The following is a 20,293-nucleotide window of genomic DNA, read 5'->3' on the forward strand; positions in this document are numbered from 1 at the left end:
CAGGCGTCATGAATCAGAAGCCGACCGTCGCGGTGATCGGGGCCGGGCCCGGCGGCATCGCCACCGGTATCCAACTGCGCGCCGGCGGCTACGACTTCACCATCTTCGAACGGGGCGAAGGATTCGGCGGTACCTGGCGGAACAACACCTATCCGGGCGCGGCCTGCGATGTGCCGTCGCATCTGTATTCGTTTTCCTTCGCGCCGAACCCGCGGTGGAGCAAGACGTTTGCCAACCAACCGGAGATACTCGCCTATCTCGAGCGGGTCGCCCTCGACCACGGTCTCGCCGACCATCTCCGCGCACACACCCGCGTGAGCGCGCTGCGGTGGTCGGACTCCGACCGGCGGTGGGCGGTGACGACCAGCGACGGCGTCACAACCGAATTCGATGTGGTGGTGAGCGCGGTCGGCATGCTGGACAAGCCCTTCACCCCCGATATCCCAGGGGCCGAGCGCTTTACGGGCCGGATCTTCCATTCGTCCGAATGGGATCACTCGAAATCGACAGCGGGTGAACGCGTCGCGTCGATCGGCACAGGCGCGAGCGCCATCCAGTTCGTACCGGAGATCGCACCAGCGGCGGCGCAGCTGACGGTGTTCCAGCGCTCACCCACCTGGGTGGGGCCGCGCTACGACGAGCCGTTCACCTCCGAACAGCAGGAGCTGTTCGAGCGTGAACCCGCCGAAGCGCAGAAGGTCCGGGATGCGGCGTTCATGGCATATGAGTCGGGCGACTTCGCCGTCGATTCACAGATGACGAGAGAGCTGACGAAGTTCGTCAGCAAGTTCGTCGTCGACAGCGTGAAGGATCCCGACCTGCGCGCCAGGCTCACTCCCTCACATCCCGTCGGCTGCAAACGACCGCTCTTCTCGCAGAACTGGTTTCCGACATTCGACCTTCCCAATGTCACGCTGGAGACAAGCCCGATCGTGGAGTTCACCGAACGCGGCCTTCGCACGGCGGACGGCGTCGAACACGAAGCCGATACCGTCATCTATGGAACCGGCTTCCGGGCCGCGGACTACCTCGGCAGCCTCGACGTCTACGGCCGCGGCGGCCGCAGGCTTCACGACGATTGGAGCGCAGGCGCCGAGGCGTATCTGGGCACGGTGGTGCCGGGCTATCCGAACCTGTTCACGCTGTACGGCCCCAACACCAATGGGGTGCAGTCGATCATCTACATCCTCGAGGTGCAGACCGAGTTCGTCCGTCGCCTGCTCGATGCGATGGTGCTGCGCGGAGTGCAGGCGGTGGACGTCGACCGGAAGGTGCACGAAGCCTACAACGACGAAATCCAGGACGCGCTCGCAGGGACGGTCTGGCTCGCCGGATGCAACAACTACTTTCAACACCCAAGCGGCAAGGTCGTCACTCAATTTCCCTACCATGGAAGGGAATTGGCCGTTCGCCTCGCCGAGGTCGACCTCGAACACTTCGACTGTCATCCGTACAACGGCCACCGCCAACAGGAAGCAGGATCGTGCGAGGAATCCACCATTCGGCAATAGCCACCTCGGACGTCGGACGCTCCAAGCGCTTCTGGCAGGATGGGCTGGGCTTGACCGAACTGTTCGACATCGAGTTCGAGGGCGACTGGCCGACGCTGTTCGGCGCGCAGACCGATCGCCTCCGATCGGTGTTCCTGGCCGATCCGGAGTATCCGGAGACCGGGATCCTCGAATTGGTCGTGTTCGACGGCGCACAGCAAGCGGCACCATCACCGGAGGCTCCGCGGATCGGTTTCTTCCTCCTGTCCCTGCAACGCGACGTCGGCGCGACGCTGAGCACTCTGGCCGACCTCGGCTTCGCCGATGGCGTGCGGCGGATTTCGGTACCTGCGCCCAATCACACGTCGGTGGAGATGGCGGTGATCACAGCGCCGGACGGCGTGCTGGTCGAGTTGATCGGACCGGCACAGTGACGACAGTCGTCACCGGGGGCGGCTCCGGCATCGGTCAGGCGGTGGTGGCACGGTTGCGCAGCGCCGACGATCACGTCGTGGTCTGGGACATCGCAAACGGGGATATCGACTGCGACATCAGCGATCCCGACGCCGTGGCCGCCGCGATCGAGGCCACCGTCACCCGACACGGCGTACCGGCTCGGCTTGTGGCATGCGCCGGGATCGGGGCGGGTGAAACCCTGTTGGAGCAAAGCCTGGACGGCTGGCGACGGGTGCTGGACACCAACCTCACCGGCACCTGGCTGACGATGCGCGCGGTCGCGGCCGCGATGATCGAAGCCGGCAGGGGCGGATCGATGGTCGCCGTATCGAGCATCAGCGGAACCGTCACCGATCGGGCGATGGGCGCGTACTGCGTATCGAAGGCCGGCCTCGACATGCTCGTGCGCGTCGCCGCCGCCGAGTGGGGCGCCCATCAGATTCGCGTCAACGCGGTCGGACCGGGCGTGACGCGGACACCGATGCTCGCAAGGCCCGAACAACTGCCCGGCTGGGTCGACGGCCTGACCGAACGCACACCCCTTGGCCGGCTCGGCGAAGCCGACGACATCGCCGAGGCGATCGTCGCGGTGCTCGGAATGTCCTGGGTCACTGGACAAACCGTGTTTGCCGACGGTGGCCTTGCGCTGCACAGTCCGATCGACGCCTATGGCCAGGCGCAGCGACTCGCTAGGCCGTGAGTCGCTGCACGGCAGCGGCAATTCGCTCGTCGGTCGCGGTCAGGGCGACCCGAACGTACTGTGCGCCTGCAGGACCGTAGAACTCGCCGGGTGCGACGAGGATCCCGCGTTGCGCGAACCAGCCGACGGTTTCGCGGCACGGCTCGCCGCGGGTGGCCCAGATGTACAGACCAGCTTCGGAATGATCGACGGTGAGCCCGGCCGACTTCATGGCGGGCATGAGATCGGCCCTGCGCCGCTCGTAGCGTTCGCGCTGCACGCGTTCATGGTCGTCGTCGTCGAGTGCGGCCACCATCGCAGACTGCACCGGCGTCGGCATCATCATGCCCGCGTGCTTGCGCACGGCAAGCAGTTCGGCGACCACAGACGGGTCTCCGGCGACGAATCCGGCGCGGTAGCCGGCGAGCGACGACGTCTTCGACAGCGAGTGAATGGCCAGCAGTCCGGTGTGGTCGCCGTCGCAGACCGACGGATGCAGCACCGAGACCGGCTCCTCGTCCCAGCCCAGTCCCAGATAGCACTCGTCGGAGGCGACGAGCACACCGCGTTCGCGTGCCCAGCCGACCACCTTGCGCAGATGGTCCACACCGAGCACCTTGCCGGTCGGGTTGCTTGGCGAGTTCAGAAAGACCAGCGCGGGCGACTGCGGGCCCAGCTGCGTCAGTGAGTCGGCGCGCACGAACGGTGCGCCCGCCAGCCGCGCACCGACTTCATATGTCGGATAGGCCAACTCCGGCACCACGACCAGGTCGTCGGCGGCGAGCCCGAGCAGCGTCGGCAGCCAGGCGATCAGCTCCTTGGTCCCGATGACCGGCAGCACGGCATCATCCGACAGCCCGGTGATGCCGTACCGGCGCTGCAGCGCCGCCGCCGCGGACGCCCGCAACGTGGGCGTGCCCGCGGTCGTCGGGTAGCCGGGCGCAGAACTCGCGGCGGACAGGGCGTCCTGGATCACCGGAGCCACGTCATCGACGGGTGTGCCTACCGACAGGTCGACGATGCCATCGGGATGCGACCGGGCCAGCCCGGCCACGTCGGCCAGGGTGTCCCAGGGGAACACCGGTAACGACGCCGATACGCGCTGCGAGCGAGCCGTTCTCAGTCCTTTTCCTGCGGGGGCAGGTCCTTGACGGACTGCGGGTCGTTGTCGGTCTGGCCGACCTTCGACGCGCCGCCCGGAGAGCCGAGTTCAGCGAAGAAGTCGGCGTTGATCTGGGTGTACGCGGACCACTGGTCCGGCACATCGTCCTCGTAGTAGATGGCCTCCACGGGGCAGACCGGTTCGCAGGCTCCGCAGTCCACGCACTCGTCAGGGTGGATGTAGAGCATGCGCGCGCCCTCGTAGATGCAGTCCACGGGGCATTCCTCGATACACGCTTTGTCTTTGAGGTCGACGCAGGGTTCGGCAATCGTGTACGTCACAGGTTGCTCCTCGATCTCCTGTCCAAGTGGGCTGTTTGAGGTTAGGCCCAGAGAGTTCCCGCAAGTATGCGTAGTCCATACCGGGACGGTCGTCTCAGTGTCCCCTAACTTCACGCGCCGCACGGTTAGGGGTGGCGCGTGGTTACTGATACTAGACGTCGCAGATACACCTAGACCAGTCGCCACACCCATCACGTGAGGAGTGCTGGTCAAGTGCTCAGCAGCAGATCCGCCCATGGGTCGTCGCGGGCCCTTTAAGGAAGTTCCAAGCGTGCCCCAACAGTCTTCCCGTCATGACCTCTCCGACGTACGCACGACGCACGCCCGTCCGGCCCCACCCCGCGCCGGGAGGCGGGTTTCATTCCGCGCCTACGCAGGAGTTCCACATGGCGTCCACGCAGACCTTTCATACGGTGCCGACGCAGGCCTACCGAATTCCGGTCGCTCCCCCAGTCCAGCCGCCGGCCGCCCCCGCGAAGCCGCCCACCAAACGCAAGCGCGGTCGCGGTGCGCTCGCGATCCTCCTCATCCTCGTGATCGTTCTCGCCATCGCCGCCGCAGGTCTGGTGGGCGCTGAGTTCTACGCACGCGCCTTCGCAGTCGACAAGATCAAATCGGCCACCGCCTGCTTCATCGAGGCTTCCGAGGACTCCGTGGACGTGACGTTCGAAACCTCGCCGCCGGTTCTCATGCAGTACCTCAACGACAAGTACACGGGGTTCACGATCGCCACCAATGGCTCTCGCATTCGCAGCGTCGAAGGCATCACGGGGGACATCACGGTCTCCGACCTCGACCTGAACGGCGGCGCGAACGGGCAGGGCACCGTCGGCGCGATCAGCGCGAACGTCGACTGGACTTCCGAAGGGATGCGGGAGTCCGCCAACAACGCCCTCAAGGAGGCCATCGACGAATACCTCGACAACAGCTTCCTCAGTTTCCTCTCGGACTGGATCTCGACCGACGAAGTCGTGACGAACATCCAGACCGACCCGTCCACCGGCATCGTCACTTTGGAGGGGATGTTCGACAGCACCATCGCCGTCAAGCCGGAGAAGACGACCGACGGTGGCATCCGGCTGGAAATCCAGCCCGACAGCTTCTCGCTCGGCGGAGGCCTGGATCTGCCTCAGGAGGATCTCCAGGAGAAGCTCGACGAGATGACGAGCGAGCTCACCAACAACGAGTACCACCTCCGCGTTGATTCGCTCGAGGTCACTGCCGCCGGTGTGGTTGCCAAGTTCTCGGCGACCAACGTGGACATCCCGGCAAGCGACGGGACCAGCAGCTGCTTGGACATGTGAGCGCCAACCGCAGCCAGCGCGTTATGCCTGCTTGAGCGCCTCGATCTCGAGCGTGATCGTGATCTTGTCGCCGACGACGGCGCCACCGGTTTCCAGCGGCATGTCGACGTCGATGCCGAAGTCCTTGCGGTTCAGCACCACTGATGCCTCGAAACCTGCGACCTCACCGTGTCCCATACCGGGGTTGACTCCGTTGAACTCCAGCTCGAGGGTGACCGGCTTGGTCACACCCTTGAGGGTGAAATCGCCATCCACGAGGTAGGTGTCGCCGTCGGGCCGGACGCCGGTCGAACTGAAGGTGGCGGTGGGGTACTTCTCCGCGTCGAAGTAGTCCGCCGACCGGACGTGCACGTCGCGCTGCTCGTTGCGGGTGTTGATCGAGTCGATGGCGATCTCGGCGGTCACCGACGGAGTGCCGTCCTCGGCGACGACGATCGCGCCGGTGAAGGTGTCGAACGTGCCGCGCACCTTGCTCACCATGAGGTGACGTACAGAGAACCCGACGGTGGAGTGCACGGGATCGATGGCCCATGTTCCTGTCGCGAGCTGAGCGGTTCCGGTCGCTTTAGCGGCAGTAGTCATATTCGTGAATCTCCTCGATCAGAGCGCCGGCCTGCCCGGCGCCTTCGCAAGGTTTAAACGGACCGCAGTCCGATAGTATTCCGGGTCAGCTTCTATCACCCCAGACGGCCTGCGCGCCGGCGTCACCGATCCGAACCACGGTGACGATCGACGACACCCCGACGACAAGGGTGACGACGGCGAGTACTGCCGTCGCCACCTTCCGTGGTTTGTCCGACCGGCCTTCCGCCCAATGCAGCGCCGCTAATGCCACCGCGACGATCAGCATGGCGACCGAGAAGTAGATCATCCACTCGGCACGGTCGGCATGTTCCTGCAGAATCGGCCGCGGCGGCCCACCATGTGCCAGGAGCCATTCGCCTGCCGACGTGGTCAACGGCGTGAGCACCGTCGTCACGACGGCGAAAGCCAAGACCAGCCACACCAATCGCCGACGGGCCGCGGGCCAGAATGCACACAGGATCTCGAGGAGCGCGGTCAGGGGCGCGAGCACCACCATTCCGTGGACCAGCAAGGCGTGCGCGGGGATTCCGGAGATGGTGTCCATGACAGCTCCTCAACTCAAGATCGACTCCTATACGTATACGTGAAGAATCTGGAGTTGGTTCACTAAGACACACTTCTTGTCGAAGTCGTGCAGTGCCATTAAATCCGTTTGGCCACAGCCGGTTTCGATATCCTATGTTAGGTAAGGCTAGGCAGCCAACGGAGCGTACGTCGTTGAACGCTGCCGCGCCGGACGGCCGATCCCCTCGGCGATCGCGACGAGTTCTTCGACGCTCTTGGCCGAACCGAACTCCGAGCCGGCCATCCGCGAGATGGTCTCCTCCATCAGCGTGCCGCCCAGATCGTTGGCGCCACCGTTGAGCATCACCTGCGTGCGCTCCGTGCCGAGCTTGACCCAGCTCGTCTGGATGTTGGCGATCCTGCCGTGCAGCATGATCCGCGCCAGTGCGTGCACGGCACGGTTATCGCGGTGCGTCGGACCGGGCCGTGCCCCACCCGCGAGGTACAGGGGGGAGCTCTGGTGAACGAAGGGCAGCGGCACGAATTCGGTGAAACCACCGGTGCGGTCCTGGATCTCGCGCAGTACGCGAAGGTGCCCGACCCAGTGCCGCGGTTGGTCGACGTGGCCGTACATCATCGTCGAACTCGAGCGCAGCCCGACTTCGTGTGCGGTGGAGACGACATCGATCCACATCGACGTCGGCAGCTTGCCCTTGGTCAGCACCCACCGGACCTCGTCGTCGAGGATCTCGGCGGCGGTGCCGGGAATCGAGCCGAGCCCGGCCTCGCGAAGACTTGTCAACCACTCACGGATCGAAAGTCCGCTCTTGGTAACGCCGTTGGCGATCTCCATCGGCGAGAACGCGTGCACGTGCATCGACGGGACCCGCTTCTTGACCGCCCGCACCAGATCGGCGTAGCCGGTCACGGGTAACTCGGGATCGATGCCGCCTTGCATGCACACCTCGGTCGCGCCCGCGACGTGCGCCTCCCACGCCCGGTCGGCGACCTCGTCGACCGAAAGCGAGAATGCGTCCGCGTCACCCTTGCGCTGGGCGAAGGCGCAGAACCGGCAGCCGGTGTAGCAGATGTTGGTGAAGTTGATGTTGCGGTTGACGACGAAGGTCACATCGTCGCCCACAGTATCCCGCCGCAATGAATCAGCCAGTGCGGCAACAGCATCCATCGCCGGGCCGTCCGCCATCGCGAGCGCCAGATACCCGTCGTCGGAGAGTCCGGCCGGATCGCGCTCGGCCGAACGCAGCGCCGCCAGGACGTCGGTGTCGATGCGCTCAGGAGCCCGCGCCGCAAGTTCGTGAACCTTCTCGCGGATCGACTCCCAGTCGCCGAACGCGCTCCCCAGATCGCTGCGGGTCTCGGTGAGCCGGCCCGCATCGTCGATGGCCGAGTGAAGATCGGTACGGCCGAGGGACTCCCACGACTCGTCGGGTTCCTGCCACGGCCGCCCGACGGGATTGACGTCGCGCGCGAGACCGGTGTCGGGATCGGCCAGCGCATCGACGTGGCCACGCACCCGCGGGTCGATCCACGCGGCGCCGGCCTGCACATACTGCGGCTGTGCGGTCAGTCGCTGCACCAGGTCGTAGCCGGCCTCGGCCGTGACGACGGACAACTCATCGAGGGCGGGCCAGGGCCGTTCCGGATTGACGTGGTCCGGGGTCAGCGGCGACACCCCGCCCCAGTCGTCGACTCCCGCGCCGATCAGCGCCAGACACTCCGCACGCGACACCAGGTTCGGCGGCGCCTGGATGCGCACCTTCGGCCCCATCACCAGGCGGGTGACCGCCACCGTCGCCAAGAAGTCCTCGAAGCCCGTATCGGGCGTGGACGCCATCGCGGTGTGGTCCTTGGCGCGGAAATTCTGCACGATCACTTCCTGAACGTGCCCGAACTCCTTGTGCGAACGCCGGATCGCGTGAATGGTGTCGGCGCGCTCGGCAAGTGTCTCCCCGATGCCGACCAGCAGTCCGGTGGTGAACGGAACCGATAACCGGCCCGCGTCGGCCAGCGTGCGAAGCCGGACGTCGGGGTCCTTGTCCGGGCTGCCGTAGTGGGCCTGGCCCTTGGTCTCGAACAGCCGCCGCGACGTGGTCTCGAGCATCATGCCCATCGACGGCGCCACCGGCTTGAGCCGGGAGAGCTCGGACCAGCTCATGACGCCGGGGTTCAGATGCGGCAGCAATCCGGTCTCCTCCAGCACCCGGATCGCCATCGCGCGCACGTAGTCCAGCGTCGAGTCGTAGCCGCGCTCGTCAAGCCACTGCTTGGCTTCGTCCCATCGGGCCTCGGGCCGGTCGCCGAGTGTGAACAGGGCCTCTTTGCAACCCAATTCGGCACCGCGACGGGCCACCTCGAGGATCTCGTCGGGCTCCATGTACATACCGGCGCCCTGCGCGCGCAGCTTGCCGGGAACGGTGACGAACGTGCAGTAGTGGCAGGTGTCCCGGCACAGATGGGTGATCGGGATGAACACCTTGCGCGAATAACTCACCGGCAGCCGTCCGGTGGGTCCGCGGCGGCCTGCCGCTTCCAGGCCGGCGTCGCGCACCCGGGCCGCGCTGGTGCACAGATCCGCGAGGTCATCGCCGCGCGCGGTCATCGCGATCGCGGCTTCCTCCACGTTGAGTGCCACGCCGTCGCGGGCTCGTCGCAGTACGCGCCGTAAGCCGGCAGTGCTGGGCGCAGAAGATTTCGGTGGGACCACCGGGCTGGGCAGATCGGCGCCGTGCTGGGGGTTCAGAGCCACTCCCGTGTAACCCCGCGTTCGTTGAGGATCATCCGCACGTCTCACATTCTGAAACATCGGCGCCTGACATATCGGTCACAGTAGTCCGCTCGTCGACGGCCGCGGCGCCCCGCCAGCGGCCGGGTCGCGGCCAGCAAACGCGTGGTAGCGTCATACCAGTCGGGGCCGACTTGGAGGTCCACATGAAACACTCATTACGCTCGGCAACGCTGCCCGGGGTGATCATGCTGGTAGTGAGCGCTGTCGTGCTCGCTCCGGTGCGCCCCGCTCCGGCGCCCATGCCGGTGCCCGCGGTCCGGTTAGTGGCGGCCGTCCTACCCACGCAGCAAGCGCCGCAACCGCCCACGCAAAGTACCCAGCTTGGTGCACCGGGAATGCTGCTGGCGCCCCCGACGGCAGCTACCGACCTGCCGAATCTGCTCGTCGGGTGGCTCGAACGAATCATCGTGCCGCCAAGTGCCAGTGCTCCATTCCCCCAGCCGAACTTCCCGCCGGTCGTTGCGGGCAGCTCGATCGACAGCGCGATCAAGAACGTCTACAACGCCGTCGAGCCGTGGGTGCAGTACGGCTTCGAGCTCGCCGCCTACGCCGTCGGCTGGGTCCCGTACGTCGGCTGGCTGGCGCCGCAGGTCATGATCTTCTACAACCTCGTCGAACGCATCGTGCGAAGCATCACCTTCAACATCGCCGACTGGCTCGGCGGGAGCGTCAGCTTCTGGGACGGCCTGGCCAACGTCGTGGTCGACACCGTCAACTCGTTCATCTACTTCGCGAACGACCAGATCGCCTTCTGGTTGCCGCCGCTGCCGCCCCTGCCGCCGATCGGTCCCTTCGCCGCAGAGGACATGGACGCCGGCTTGATGATGGCGTCCTCGCTGGACGAGTCGAGCGAGCTGACCGGAACCGAGAACGGCGAAAAGGACGAACTCACCACCCAAGGGGACGAACTCACCACCCAAGGGGACGAACTCACCACCCAAGGCGACGAACTCACCACCCAAGGCGACGAACTCACCACCCAAGGTAACGAGCTCACGACCCAAGGTGACGAGCTCAACGCCGACGGTCAAGCGCAGATCGAGGTCGTCACCGACGAGCAGGACAACCGGATCGACCCCGACAAGATCGACGCGCAGGGCGCCGACGACCTGACGACGACCGACTCGTCCGGAACAATCCAGGCGCAAGGTGAGATCCGCGAGTCCCCTGTCGCCACCCCGACGGGAGCGACGTCACCTCAATCGCAGAGCCCGAATGGGGACCCCACCGAGCAGACGCCGACTACACCTGACGTCGAGCCGCCGAACACGGCCGATCCGGACCCGGGCCAGGACTCGGGCGAGGGTTCCGGGAACACGGCAGGCACGGAGTAGAGCTCAGGCGTTCATGTGACGCCACAGCACCGCCGCCGGTGGCAGCGTGCCGAGGACGAGCAACAGCAAGGCCCCGTATTCCATGACCCCGGGCCCGCCGTACACGATGTCGTCACCCGGCCCGCCCAGCGACAGCACCGCCACGGTCAGCAGCCAGGTGCCCAGCGGTAGCGCCGCAGTCCGCGGCGATGTGGCCCAGTGCAGCGCTGCCCACACCAGTGCGGCATTCACCAGGCCGGCGATCAGCGCGCTGACTGGGAAAGGCCACGAGCCGATGTAGGTCGGGAGAAACAGCGACGCCAGAATCGCGCAGAGGGCACCGTCGATAGCGAGCAGCGTGAGAACAAGGAAGCGCGGATAGTCAGCGCCGGGTGGAGACGAACTCAGGTCGGGATGCTGTCGAGCAGACCGGAGATGGAACCGAGAACCCACTGGAAGTTGTCCAATCGGTCCTGCCAGTGCTGCAGGTTGGGATCCAGGTCCGGGTCCATTGCAATCCCTTCCACGTGCCGCTGGGGTTGTCGGGGAGCTTACCCTTTCTCGACACCGCTATTCGAGGTTCAGGCCCGCCAGCAGATCGGTTTCCCATCCGCGCTCATCGCGCGCACCCGCCGTGCCCGATACCAGGATGTAGTGCTCGAGCGCGGCGATCGGCAGCGCGATGTTGTTCGACAGCGCCAGCGACCGGCCGTCGGGCGCGACAGTGACTTGCGTGGCGTGCGCCCGCAGCGCATCCACCTTGGCTCCCAGCTGGTCGGGGACGTCCATGACCGCATCGATCGCCTCGTCGGGGTGAACGAATGGCACATCGTCGACGGACACCCGAACCCACTCCTGGGGCGCGTCGCCGATCTCGTCCAGGCCTACGGCCAGCGCGGTTTTCGACAGCACGGTCCAGTACACCTTCGGGACGGTCCACGGTTCGCCGGGATATTCGTCGGTCGCCGACGCCGCGACCGCGGCCATCGTGACGTCGTGGGTGTGAATGTGATCGGGATGGCCGTAGCCACCCGCCGGATCGTAGGTGACGACGACGTGCGGGCGTAGCTCGCGGATGATCGCGACCAGCGCCCCCACCGACTCACGTCGATCGGCGTCGATGAACCTCTGATGGTGCCGCGGCGGTGTGCCCGCCATTCCCGAGTCGCGCCAGCGGCCCGCGCCGCCGAGAAAGGTCGGCTCGTCGACGCCGAGCGCGTGCAGTGCGGCGGTCAGCTCACCCACCCGGAACCCGCCGAGCTGATCGGCCGCGTCGACGGCCAGGTGCGCCCACCTGTCGCCGATCACCTCGCCCTCCTCGCCGAGTGTGCATGTGACCACCTGCACGCGCGCCCCGCGCGCGACGTAGTGCGCGATCGTCGCGCCCGTCGTCAAGGTCTCGTCGTCAGGATGCGCGTGTACGAACAGCAGCCGCGGACTCTCCATTGCGACAGCTTGCATGACGACCGGCATATAGATTCACCTGGTGTCGCGCCGGGCAGTCGAATTCGGATGCGCGATCGTCATCGTCGGCCTGCTCGCCGGGGTGGCGGGCGCCGCCACCACGCAGCTGCTGCACGCCATCGAACACCTGACGTACCACTACACATTCGGCACCCTGCTGTCCGGCGTCGGCGGCAGCAGTCCGGTGCGGCGCGCGGTGGGACCGATGATCGGCGGTGCGCTCGCCGGTTTCGGATGGTGGATGTTGCGGCGACGAACGACCGTTCCGCCGCTGGCCGCGACGATCGCCGCGCATCGGCAGATCCCCCGGCTGTCGATGTCCATCGACGCGGGGCTTCAGGTTCTGCTCGTCGGCACCGGCGCGTCGCTGGGACGCGAAGGCGCGCCCCGCCAACTCGCCGCTGCGATAGGCGATTTCGGCACCAGCCGGCTCGCGCTCACCGCGCGCGACCGCGAGATCCTGCTCTCCTGTGCGGCCGGTGCCGGGCTGGGGGCGGTGTACAGCGTGCCGCTGGGCGGGGCGTTGTTCGCCGCACAGATTCTGCTCGGCAGTTGGCATCCCCGTGTGGTGGGCACGGCCTTGATCACCTCGAGTCTTGCGGTCGCGGTCGCGGCGCCCGTCACACATCTCGAACATCCGCTCTCGTGGCCGGACGCGAAGACGTCCTATCTGTTCGGGTTCCTCGCGCTGGCGATCGCGCCCCTCGCCGTCGCCGTCGGCCTCGCGTTCGACAAGGTGATGTCCGGCGCCCGCCCGAAAGTTCAATACCAGTCCTGGATCCTGATTCCGGCGATCGCGGCGGCCGGTCTGCTGGTCGGCGTCTGCTCGATCTGGTATCCGGAACTGCCCGGCAACGGGAGGAGCATTCTGACGGTGGCGGTGGACACCGAGATGACGCTCGGCACCGCTCTCGTCCTCCTGCTGATGAAACCGTTGGTGACGGCGGTGTTCCTGCGCGCCGGGGCAGTCGGCGGTATGCTCACCCCCGCGCTGGCCACGGGTGCGGCAACGGGATCGGTTGTCGCACTTGCTCTCAACCAATTCGCCGGGACGAACATTCACGTATCGGCGCTGTCGCTGACATGTGCTGCCGGGGTGCTGGCGATCACCCAGAGGTCGCCGCTGTTCGCGGCCCTGTTCGTGTGGGAACTGGCACATCCGCCGGTGTGGATGCTGATCGTGTTCGCCATCGCCGCGTTCGCCGCGCACGGCCTGCGCCTGTTACGTGAACGCCACCAAGCCGCCACCGCGTGACATTTCAGCGGCGGGTTCGAATTACCCTGTCACTGACGGGTTTTCACCCATGTACCGGCGTCGCCGACGATCCCGACCGGTACAGCGCCCGACAGCTTGACGTTCTCCACGCTGGGGCCCGCCGCGACGATGGTGGTGTCCTGCAGGATCGGCAGCACCGTCGACATGTTCCAGAGCCGCGGTTCGACGGCGGTGATCACGCTGTCGATGGACTCGCTGCCGTCCAGTGCCGCATCGATCTTCGGCTGGAGGCTGCGGTCGCAGATGCCGGTGATATTGCTTGGCGCCTGGACCAGTTCGTCGGATTCCGGTGCGGGGCTGGCGATGGTCGTCGTGGGAGCAGTCGTGGTGGTCGGAGTCGGGCGTGCCGGCGTCGTCGACGTCGCGGAGGTCTGCGAGGGCTGCGAAGTTGAAGTCTGCGGTGGAGTCGTGTCGGGGTCTGACGTCGGCACCGGGGTCGCCTGGAGCGCGCGGCAGCCGTACCGCGATGCGAGCGAGGTCGCGAGGTCACCCCCGGCCTGATGCCAGCCCACCACGGCGTCGACGCGGTTGTTCGTCAACGCGTCGCCGTAGAGGGCCACCGGGTCGAGCGCGGACACCGAGGCGGCGATACCCACGTTGCGGAGTTGATCGGCAGCCGTGTTGGCGACCGCGACCGATGTCGGGTCGTTGGCGGCGACACCGATCACGAGCGACAGCGGTACGCCGTCCTTCATGATGCGGCCACGATCGGCGTCCGGGGCGGGCGTGCCCGGCGTCGGCGGCGCCGGTGTTTCGACGGGCTCGACCTGGTAGCCGGCGTCGATGAGCAACCCGAGCGCGACCTCTTTCGAGATCGCAGGCGGCGCCGTCGGCACGTAGCCCGGATCTGACGGTGAGCGCACCTGCGCCTGCGCAAGGGTCACCGTGTTGTCGTCGCCGGCGCCCACCGCGGCGAGCAGGTCGACGTCGAGGAGGCCGAAGATCGCCTTGCGCACCTGGGTATCGGCGAGCGCAGGCTGTTGCGCCCGCAGCGACACCTGCATAACCCGAGGGGTCACGATCCGCGCCGTGCGCACATCGGGAATCGCCGACAGTTGCGCGAACGTGGCCGCCCCGCCGTGGACCTGGGCCACCTGGGTGTCGCCGTTGCGGATCGAGTCCGCCAACGCGGCAGCGTCGCCGCCGCGCCGCAACAACACCAGATCGGGTTTGGCGGGCGCGCTCCAGTAACGGTCATTGCGGGCGAGCAGGATCTCGTCGCGCTGAGGGTCGATGCTCTCGACCCGGAACTGACCGCCGGTGACCGGCAGCGCGCGGGCCAGACCCGCCGCGAAGCCGCCGGGGACGTCCTTGACGATGTGCGCGGGCAGGATGTTGTTGAACAACTCGCGCCACGCCGGATACGGCTGCGAGAACGTCACCACCGCGACCTTGCCGCCCTCCACCGACTCCACGCCGGTGATGAGGTCGTACCCGGCGGGATCGACGACGCCGGGCTGGCTGACCATCTGCTGCCAGAGGTACCAGAAATCGTCGGCGCCGATCGGGGCGTTGTCCGTCCACGACGCCTCCGGACGGATCTTGTAGGTGACGGTGAACGGATCGTCACTGGTTACCTCGGCCGACTCCAGCAGTGTGTCGTCGAGTTCCCACCGCGATCCGGTCGAGGTGTCCGGATCAGGCACCGGCCGAAACGAGCTGGGCAGCACCAGCGAACTGATCGCGGCGTTGACCGGCGACTGATCGGCGAGCAGATGTGGGTTGAAGCCCGGCCCAATCCAGTCGATGGCCATGATGATCTGAGTCGCTTTGGAGGGAGGGGGTGGTGGCGACGTGATCGTGTCGGTGCTCTGCGGCGCGGGCGGCGGACTGACGGTGCAGCCTGAGATCAGCGTCATCAACGCGGACATCGCGAGAATGACGCGTACGGGCCTCGACACGCTGTTCAGGGTATCGGCAGCGCCGCAGCGGCTTCGGGTAGCGGGCTCTCGCCGTTCGGGTGGGTTCAATTACTATCGCGCGACTTGGCCCGTGCCTTGGCTCGTGCCCGCAGGCTGGCGACCAGTTCGACCTTGCGAACCCGCACCATCTCCGGCGTGACCTCGACGCATTCGTCCTCGGCGCAGAACTCCATGGCCTGCTCGAGAGTCAGCTCCAGTGGACGGGCCAGCGTCTCCATGACATCGGCGGTCGAGCTGCGCATATTGGTCAGCTTCTTCTCCCGCGTGACGTTGACGTCGAGGTCCTCGGCACGGGGGTTGATGCCGACGACCTGTCCCTCGTAGGTGTCATCGCCCGGCTCGACGAAGAACTGCCCGCGGTCGGCGAGCTGGATCATCGCGAACGGCGTCACCGAACCGGTCCGGTCGGAGACCAACGAGCCGGTGTGACGGGCCCGGATCTCCCCCGCCCACGGCCGATAGCCGTCGAATACCGCATTGGCGATACCGGTGCCGCGGGTCAGGGTCAGGAAGTCGGTGCGGAACCCGATCAGGCCGCGGCTGGGCACGATGAAGTCCATCCGGACCCAGCCCGCCGCGTGGTTGGTCATCTCTTCCATGCGGCCCTTGCGGCCGGCCATCAGCTGCGTGATCGCTCCGACGAACTCGTCGGGACAGTCGATGGTCATGGCCTCGAACGGCTCGTGCATCTTGCCGTCGATCATGCGGGTCACCACCTGTGGCTTACCGACGGTGAGCTCGAAGCCCTCGCGGCGCATCTGCTCGACGAGGACGGCCAGCGCCAGTTCACCGCGGCCCTGAACCTCCCAGGCGTCGGGCCGGTCGATGTCGACGACTTTGATCGACACGTTGCCGACGAGCTCGGTGTCCAGGCGCGATTTCACCATCCGGGCGGTCAGCTTGTGCCCCTTCACCTTGCCCGCCAACGGCGAGGTGTTGGTGCCGATCGTGACGGAGATGGCGGGCTCGTCGACGGTGATCCGCGGCAGCGCATGCGCATGCTCGGTATCGGCGAGGGTGTCGCCGATCATGATCTCCGGGATGCCTGCGACGGCGACGATGTCACCCGCAACGGCCTCATCGGTGGATGTGCGTTCCACACCCTCGGTCACGAGCAGTTCGGTGATCTTGGCGTTGGTGATGACCGGGTGGCCGTCGACCTCGCGCATCCAGGCGACCTGCTGGCCCTTGCGGATCCGGCCCTTGTAGATGCGGATCAGCGCGAGCCGGCCGAGAAACGCCGACGCGTCGAGGTTGGTCACCAGCGCCTGCAACGGCGCTTCGGGGTCGCCCTGCGGCGGCGGGATGTGCTCCAGGAGGACGTCGAACAACGGGTCGAGATTCTCGCCATCGGGATTCTCGCCATTGGCGGGTTCGGCGGTGCTGGCGATCCCGGCCCGGCCCGAGGCGTACAGCGTGGGCAGCCCGAGTGCGTCCTCGGCGGCCTTCTGAGCCTCCTCGTCGAGGTCTGAGGCGACGTCGAGCAGGAGATCATGGCTGTCGGAGACGACCTCGGCGATGCGGGCGTCGGGCCGGTCGGTCTTGTTGACCACCAGGATCACCGGCAGATGCGCGGCGAGCGCCTTGCGCAGCACGAAGCGGGTCTGGGGCAGCGGGCCCTCGGAGGCGTCGACCAGCAGAAGCACGCCGTCGACCATGGAGAGCCCGCGTTCGACCTCACCGCCGAAGTCGGCGTGGCCCGGGGTGTCGATGACGTTGATGACCGTCACGCTGCCGTCGGGGTGCGCGCGGTGCACGGCGGTGTTCTTCGCCAGGATGGTGATGCCCTTTTCCTTCTCCAGATCACCGGAGTCCATCAGGCGCTCGACGGTGTCATCGCCGCGATGGTGCAGGGCACCCGACTGGCGCAGCATCGCGTCGACCAGGGTCGTCTTCCCATGGTCGACGTGCGCCACAATGGCGACATTCCGGAAATCCACGTCACTAAGTGTCGCAGCGCGGGCACTCAATCGCGAAAACGAGACAGATCCGAGAGAGATAGGTCACTTGAAGCCCAGCCAGCTGCTCGACATCAAACCGAAGAAGAAATGCTGTCGAAGCAAGCCCAGGTGCAAGAAGTGCCCGGTGGTACTGCACAAGGTGCGTAAGGCCGAACTGATGGGCATCCGCGGCAAGGAGCTCAACAAGGTCTACAAGCGCGCCCGCAAGAGCTGAGGCCCCGGCGTACCGTTGAAGCATCCGCCGAGTTTGCTCAGGTGCGGTTTGGAGGTACCGGATATGACGGTTTACGAAGCTGCGACCTTCGCGCTGATCATGGTGTTGGCGTTGGCCGCGACGGTCGCGATCTACCTCGGGTTGCTGAACTGGATGGGCAGATTCCACGTGGTGCACTGCGCCGCATGCCATCACCTGACGACCGCGGCGGCCAACCAGCCGCAGGCGTCGTGCCCGCACTGCCGCCACCCGTTGCTGCTGCACCCGTTGTACGCGGCGACTCACCCCGACGCTCGGGTCCGGGTGGTCACCGACTCGCTGCGGTACTGAGCGCCCGCCCGGAAACGGTATTGCGCCGCAACGGTTTCCGTGTCGAAGGGACGGCGCCCCAGCGGCAAGACCGGACATCCGCAACAGATCGGTTAGGTCGACATCGCCTGGCGCAGATCGGCCAGCCAGGTGCGGTCGGCGGGCACCCATTCGAGGCCGTCGAGTTCATCGACGGTGATCCAGCGCAGCGCACGGTGATCGTTGGGATGCAGGGTGCCGCCTGTCTGCGTGACCAGGTAGGCGCGCAGTGCGGTGGCCGGGTTGAGCGCGACGTCGACGCCGAGGCGGGAGCCCACGGTCACGTCGACGCCGAGTTCCTCTTTGAGTTCACGGGCGAGGGCGGCCTCGTCGGTTTCGCCGGTGGCCACCTTGCCGCCGGGCAGCTCCCACAGGCCGGCGAGCGCGGGCGGCCTGGCGCGTTGTGCGACCAACAGCGCGTTGCCCGCGATCAGCGCACCGGCAACGACGATCTGGTTTGACATCGCGGCCGACGGTATACCTAACAAGCATGGCTGTATTGACGGACGACCAAGTAGATGCCGCACTGCCCGATCTCGACGGCTGGGAGCGCGCCGACGGCGCCCTGCGCCGGTCGATCAAGTTTCCCGCATTCCTGGAAGGCATCGATGCTGTGCGGCGCGTCGGCGAGAAAGCCGAATCGGCCGATCACCATCCAGATATCGACATCCGTTGGCGAACAGTGACTTTCGCGTTGGTGACACATTCCGAGGGCGGTATCACCGACAAGGACGTCGAGATGGCGAAAGAGATCAACTCGATCGTCGGCCAGTAGCGGCGATCCACGCCAACGTCGCCATCGTCGCGACGATGTAGATCAGCCCGGCCCAGGCCAGGTACCACGGCCGGGGAATGACCCAGATCGTCGGCTGCGCGAAGCTGAGCAGCCACGGCACCCCGATCAGGGTCAGCACCAGCCAGCCCCACCCCAACACGCGTGCGCCCGGTCGCTCGCACAGCGCCCCGTGCAGCAGCCAGATCATCAGCGGGATCAGCCACACCCAGTGATGCGTCCACGAGATCGGCGACAGCAGTAAACCGAACAACTGCACGACGACGATCGCCCCGAGCCGGTCCGACGCCCCGCCGATCGCGCGCCACGCCAGCACCGCAAGCACCGCCGTCACCGCGATACCGGCCAGCACGATCGGCCCGTAGCCGGCGTCGTGCCCGAGGATCCTGGAGATCCCGCCGCGCCACGACTGGTTGAACGACGTTCCGATCGGCCCCACCCGGGATGCGTCGCCCAGCAATTTCGTGAAGTAGTAACGGGTTTCGTCGCCGATGATCAACCACGAGACACCCACCGTGCCGAGAAAGACGACCGCGGAGAACGCCACGACCGCCCACCTCCGTGCCCCGACGAAGTACAGCCCCGACGCCGCGGGTGTCAGCTTCACCCCGGCCGCGAGCCCGACCAGTAGACCGGACACCCACCATCGCGTGCTGTAGACCGCGTACAGCACCGCAAGCACCAACAGCACGTTGATCTGTCCGTAGTCGAACGTGCTGCGCAGGGGTTCGATCCAGATGCCTACGGCCGTCCACACCATCGCGGTGCGGTGGTCCTTCAACCCCAACAGCCGCTGACTGGTCCACACCACTCCGTACAGCGCCGCAACGATGCCGAGTTGCCATGCGAACGCCACGAGTCCGAACGGCAGCAGGTGCAGCGGGTAGAACACGATCGCCGCGAACGGCGGATACGTGAACGGCAGCGGGAAATCCGGGGTCTGATCGGCGTAGACGTAGTCATAGAGCGTGCCCGGATGGTCGAGCATGCCCGCACCGCCGACGTACACGTGCAGGTCGACGAAGTTGGCCCCGTTGGGCACCAGGTATGTCCACGCCAGGCGCGCGACGACGCTGATCGCCAGCAGGATGGGCGCCGCGGCGGCCAGTCGGGCAGGCGTTCGCGCAGCGGTCGAGGCGGCGGTCGGCGTGTTTATCTGTCCGACTCTATCGATCGGTCACCGTTCGCCTTCGCATCCGTAACGGTTGAATAAACGCCACACGTGTCACTTGAGTCACATCAGTAACTCCGTAGCTTCGGGCAGAGGCCTGCCGACCAAACCTGAATGGGAGAACCATGCACAGCACCAGAAAACTCGCCGCGACCACGATGATTGCGGCCGCGGGAGCCGTCACCGCTGCGCTGGCGCTGAGCGCCACCGCCGGTGCACAACCTGCCGCACCCGCCCCGACTCCGGGGGTTCCAGGGCTTCCGTTCATCCAGCAGCTCGCATCCAACCCGGCCATGGCGACACAGCTCGTGCAGGGATTCACGTCGATGCTGAACACGGCCGCCACACCGGCCGCGCCCGCCACACCGCCGCAGACGGCGACCGCATCGATCACCCTCCCGCAGACTCCGCCGGCACTGCCTGGTGCGGCCGCTCCGGTCGCCGCGGCAGCTGCGCCCGCGGCCAATCCGGCCAACCTGCTGACCCAGGCCGCGTCGCCCCTGAGCGGTCTCGCCTCGTTGATGCCGGCGGGGACGCCGCTGGCCGGACTGCTGCCCTCGGCGA

Annotated in this window: 20 protein-coding genes; 9 read left to right on the forward strand and 11 right to left on the reverse strand. The window is 66.6% G+C overall.

Annotated features, from left to right (window positions below):
* The first annotated feature begins 8 nt into the window (after positions 1-8).
* From AB4Z42_RS12855 to AB4Z42_RS12865, 3 genes are read left to right on the forward strand one after another with little or no spacing between them, the layout of a single operon-like run.
* Positions 9-1,511 carry a flavin-containing monooxygenase gene (locus tag AB4Z42_RS12855; RefSeq protein WP_442009527.1) on the forward strand — a complete coding sequence of 501 codons (1,503 nt, stop codon included), beginning with the start codon at positions 9-11 and terminating at the stop codon, positions 1,509-1,511.
* A complete protein-coding gene (locus tag AB4Z42_RS12860) occupies positions 1,484-1,924 on the forward strand; it encodes a VOC family protein (protein ID WP_442009528.1) in 441 nt (146 codons plus the stop codon). Before AB4Z42_RS12855 ends, AB4Z42_RS12860 begins: the two co-directional genes overlap by 28 nt.
* A complete protein-coding gene (locus AB4Z42_RS12865) occupies positions 1,921-2,646 on the forward strand; it encodes an SDR family NAD(P)-dependent oxidoreductase (protein ID WP_442009529.1) in 726 nt (241 codons plus the stop codon). The genes AB4Z42_RS12860 and AB4Z42_RS12865 overlap by 4 nt, the downstream gene beginning before the upstream one ends.
* Here the strand turns inward: AB4Z42_RS12865 and dapC are convergent.
* Positions 2,636-3,748 (reverse strand): succinyldiaminopimelate transaminase, encoded by a 1,113-nt coding sequence (dapC, locus tag AB4Z42_RS12870; RefSeq protein WP_442009591.1) that lies wholly within the window; start codon positions 3,746-3,748, stop codon positions 2,636-2,638. The genes AB4Z42_RS12865 and dapC overlap by 11 nt on opposite strands.
* Positions 3,745-4,068, reverse strand: a complete 324-nt coding sequence (fdxA, locus tag AB4Z42_RS12875) for a ferredoxin (protein WP_442009530.1) — start codon at positions 4,066-4,068, stop codon at positions 3,745-3,747. The genes dapC and fdxA overlap by 4 nt, the downstream gene beginning before the upstream one ends.
* A 293-nt stretch (positions 4,069-4,361) precedes the next feature.
* On the opposite strand from fdxA, the gene AB4Z42_RS12880 reads away from it, so the two are divergent.
* Positions 4,362-5,372: an LmeA family phospholipid-binding protein gene (locus AB4Z42_RS12880; RefSeq protein WP_442009531.1), complete on the forward strand. Its 1,011-nt coding sequence runs from the start codon at positions 4,362-4,364 to the stop codon at positions 5,370-5,372.
* Between the two features lie 21 nt (positions 5,373-5,393).
* Here AB4Z42_RS12880 and AB4Z42_RS12885 read toward each other — a convergent pair whose 3' ends face one another.
* From AB4Z42_RS12885 to AB4Z42_RS12895, 3 genes are all read right to left on the reverse strand, one after another.
* A complete protein-coding gene (locus AB4Z42_RS12885; RefSeq protein ID WP_442009532.1) occupies positions 5,394-5,954 on the reverse strand; it encodes a YceI family protein in 561 nt (186 codons plus the stop codon).
* A gap of 85 nt (positions 5,955-6,039) precedes the next feature.
* On the reverse strand, positions 6,040-6,501 hold the full coding sequence (locus AB4Z42_RS12890) for a DUF2231 domain-containing protein (RefSeq protein ID WP_442009533.1): 462 nt from the start codon (positions 6,499-6,501) through the stop codon (positions 6,040-6,042).
* 147 nt (positions 6,502-6,648) lie between these two features.
* Positions 6,649-9,228: a bifunctional FO biosynthesis protein CofGH gene (locus AB4Z42_RS12895; RefSeq protein ID WP_442009534.1), complete on the reverse strand. Its 2,580-nt coding sequence runs from the start codon at positions 9,226-9,228 to the stop codon at positions 6,649-6,651.
* A 182-nt stretch (positions 9,229-9,410) separates the two neighbouring features.
* On the opposite strand from AB4Z42_RS12895, the gene AB4Z42_RS12900 reads away from it, so the two are divergent.
* A complete protein-coding gene (locus tag AB4Z42_RS12900) occupies positions 9,411-10,601 on the forward strand; it encodes a hypothetical protein (protein WP_442009535.1) in 1,191 nt (396 codons plus the stop codon).
* A 3-nt stretch (positions 10,602-10,604) separates the two neighbouring features.
* Here the strand turns inward: AB4Z42_RS12900 and AB4Z42_RS12905 are convergent, their stop codons facing one another.
* Positions 10,605-11,033 (reverse strand): hypothetical protein, encoded by a 429-nt coding sequence (locus tag AB4Z42_RS12905; RefSeq protein WP_442009536.1) that lies wholly within the window; start codon positions 11,031-11,033, stop codon positions 10,605-10,607.
* Between the two features lie 117 nt (positions 11,034-11,150).
* Complete coding sequence (gene mshB / locus AB4Z42_RS12910) at positions 11,151-12,026, reverse strand: N-acetyl-1-D-myo-inositol-2-amino-2-deoxy-alpha-D-glucopyranoside deacetylase (RefSeq protein WP_442009537.1); 876 nt, start codon at positions 12,024-12,026, stop codon at positions 11,151-11,153.
* Between the two features lie 40 nt (positions 12,027-12,066).
* Here mshB and AB4Z42_RS12915 point away from each other — a divergent pair, with 40 nt between their 5' ends.
* Positions 12,067-13,299 (forward strand): chloride channel protein, encoded by a 1,233-nt coding sequence (locus AB4Z42_RS12915; RefSeq protein WP_442009538.1) that lies wholly within the window; start codon positions 12,067-12,069, stop codon positions 13,297-13,299.
* 29 nt (positions 13,300-13,328) lie between these two features.
* Here the strand turns inward: AB4Z42_RS12915 and AB4Z42_RS12920 are convergent, their stop codons facing one another.
* Both AB4Z42_RS12920 and typA read right to left on the reverse strand, forming a co-directional pair.
* Entirely contained in the window at positions 13,329-15,191 is a 1,863-nt protein-coding gene (locus AB4Z42_RS12920) for an ABC transporter family substrate-binding protein (RefSeq protein ID WP_442009592.1), read from the reverse strand.
* 95 nt (positions 15,192-15,286) lie between these two features.
* Positions 15,287-17,182: a translational GTPase TypA gene (typA, locus tag AB4Z42_RS12925; RefSeq protein WP_442009539.1), complete on the reverse strand. Its 1,896-nt coding sequence runs from the start codon at positions 17,180-17,182 to the stop codon at positions 15,287-15,289.
* Between the two features lie 298 nt (positions 17,183-17,480).
* On the opposite strand from typA, the gene AB4Z42_RS12930 reads away from it, so the two are divergent.
* The gene (locus AB4Z42_RS12930) at positions 17,481-17,747 is read left to right on the forward strand and encodes a hypothetical protein (protein ID WP_442009540.1); all 267 of its coding nucleotides are present in this window, start codon (positions 17,481-17,483) and stop codon (positions 17,745-17,747) included.
* Positions 17,748-17,839: 92 nt separating this feature from the next.
* Here AB4Z42_RS12930 and AB4Z42_RS12935 read toward each other — a convergent pair whose 3' ends face one another.
* Positions 17,840-18,229, reverse strand: coding sequence for a (deoxy)nucleoside triphosphate pyrophosphohydrolase (locus AB4Z42_RS12935; protein WP_442009541.1), 390 nt, complete (start codon positions 18,227-18,229; stop codon positions 17,840-17,842).
* Positions 18,230-18,255: 26 nt separating this feature from the next.
* On the opposite strand from AB4Z42_RS12935, the gene AB4Z42_RS12940 reads away from it, so the two are divergent.
* Positions 18,256-18,540, forward strand: coding sequence for a 4a-hydroxytetrahydrobiopterin dehydratase (locus AB4Z42_RS12940; protein WP_442009542.1), 285 nt, complete (start codon positions 18,256-18,258; stop codon positions 18,538-18,540).
* Here the strand turns inward: AB4Z42_RS12940 and AB4Z42_RS12945 are convergent.
* Positions 18,518-19,714, reverse strand: coding sequence for a mannosyltransferase (locus tag AB4Z42_RS12945; RefSeq protein WP_442009593.1), 1,197 nt, complete (start codon positions 19,712-19,714; stop codon positions 18,518-18,520). The genes AB4Z42_RS12940 and AB4Z42_RS12945 overlap by 23 nt on opposite strands.
* A gap of 140 nt (positions 19,715-19,854) precedes the next feature.
* On the opposite strand from AB4Z42_RS12945, the gene AB4Z42_RS12950 reads away from it, so the two are divergent.
* Positions 19,855-20,293: hypothetical protein (locus tag AB4Z42_RS12950; protein WP_442009543.1), on the forward strand; the 439-nt coding region annotated here is incomplete at its 3' end.

This window comes from Mycobacterium sp. 2YAF39, from assembly GCF_052114565.1.
Taxonomy (GTDB): domain Bacteria; phylum Actinomycetota; class Actinomycetes; order Mycobacteriales; family Mycobacteriaceae; genus Mycobacterium.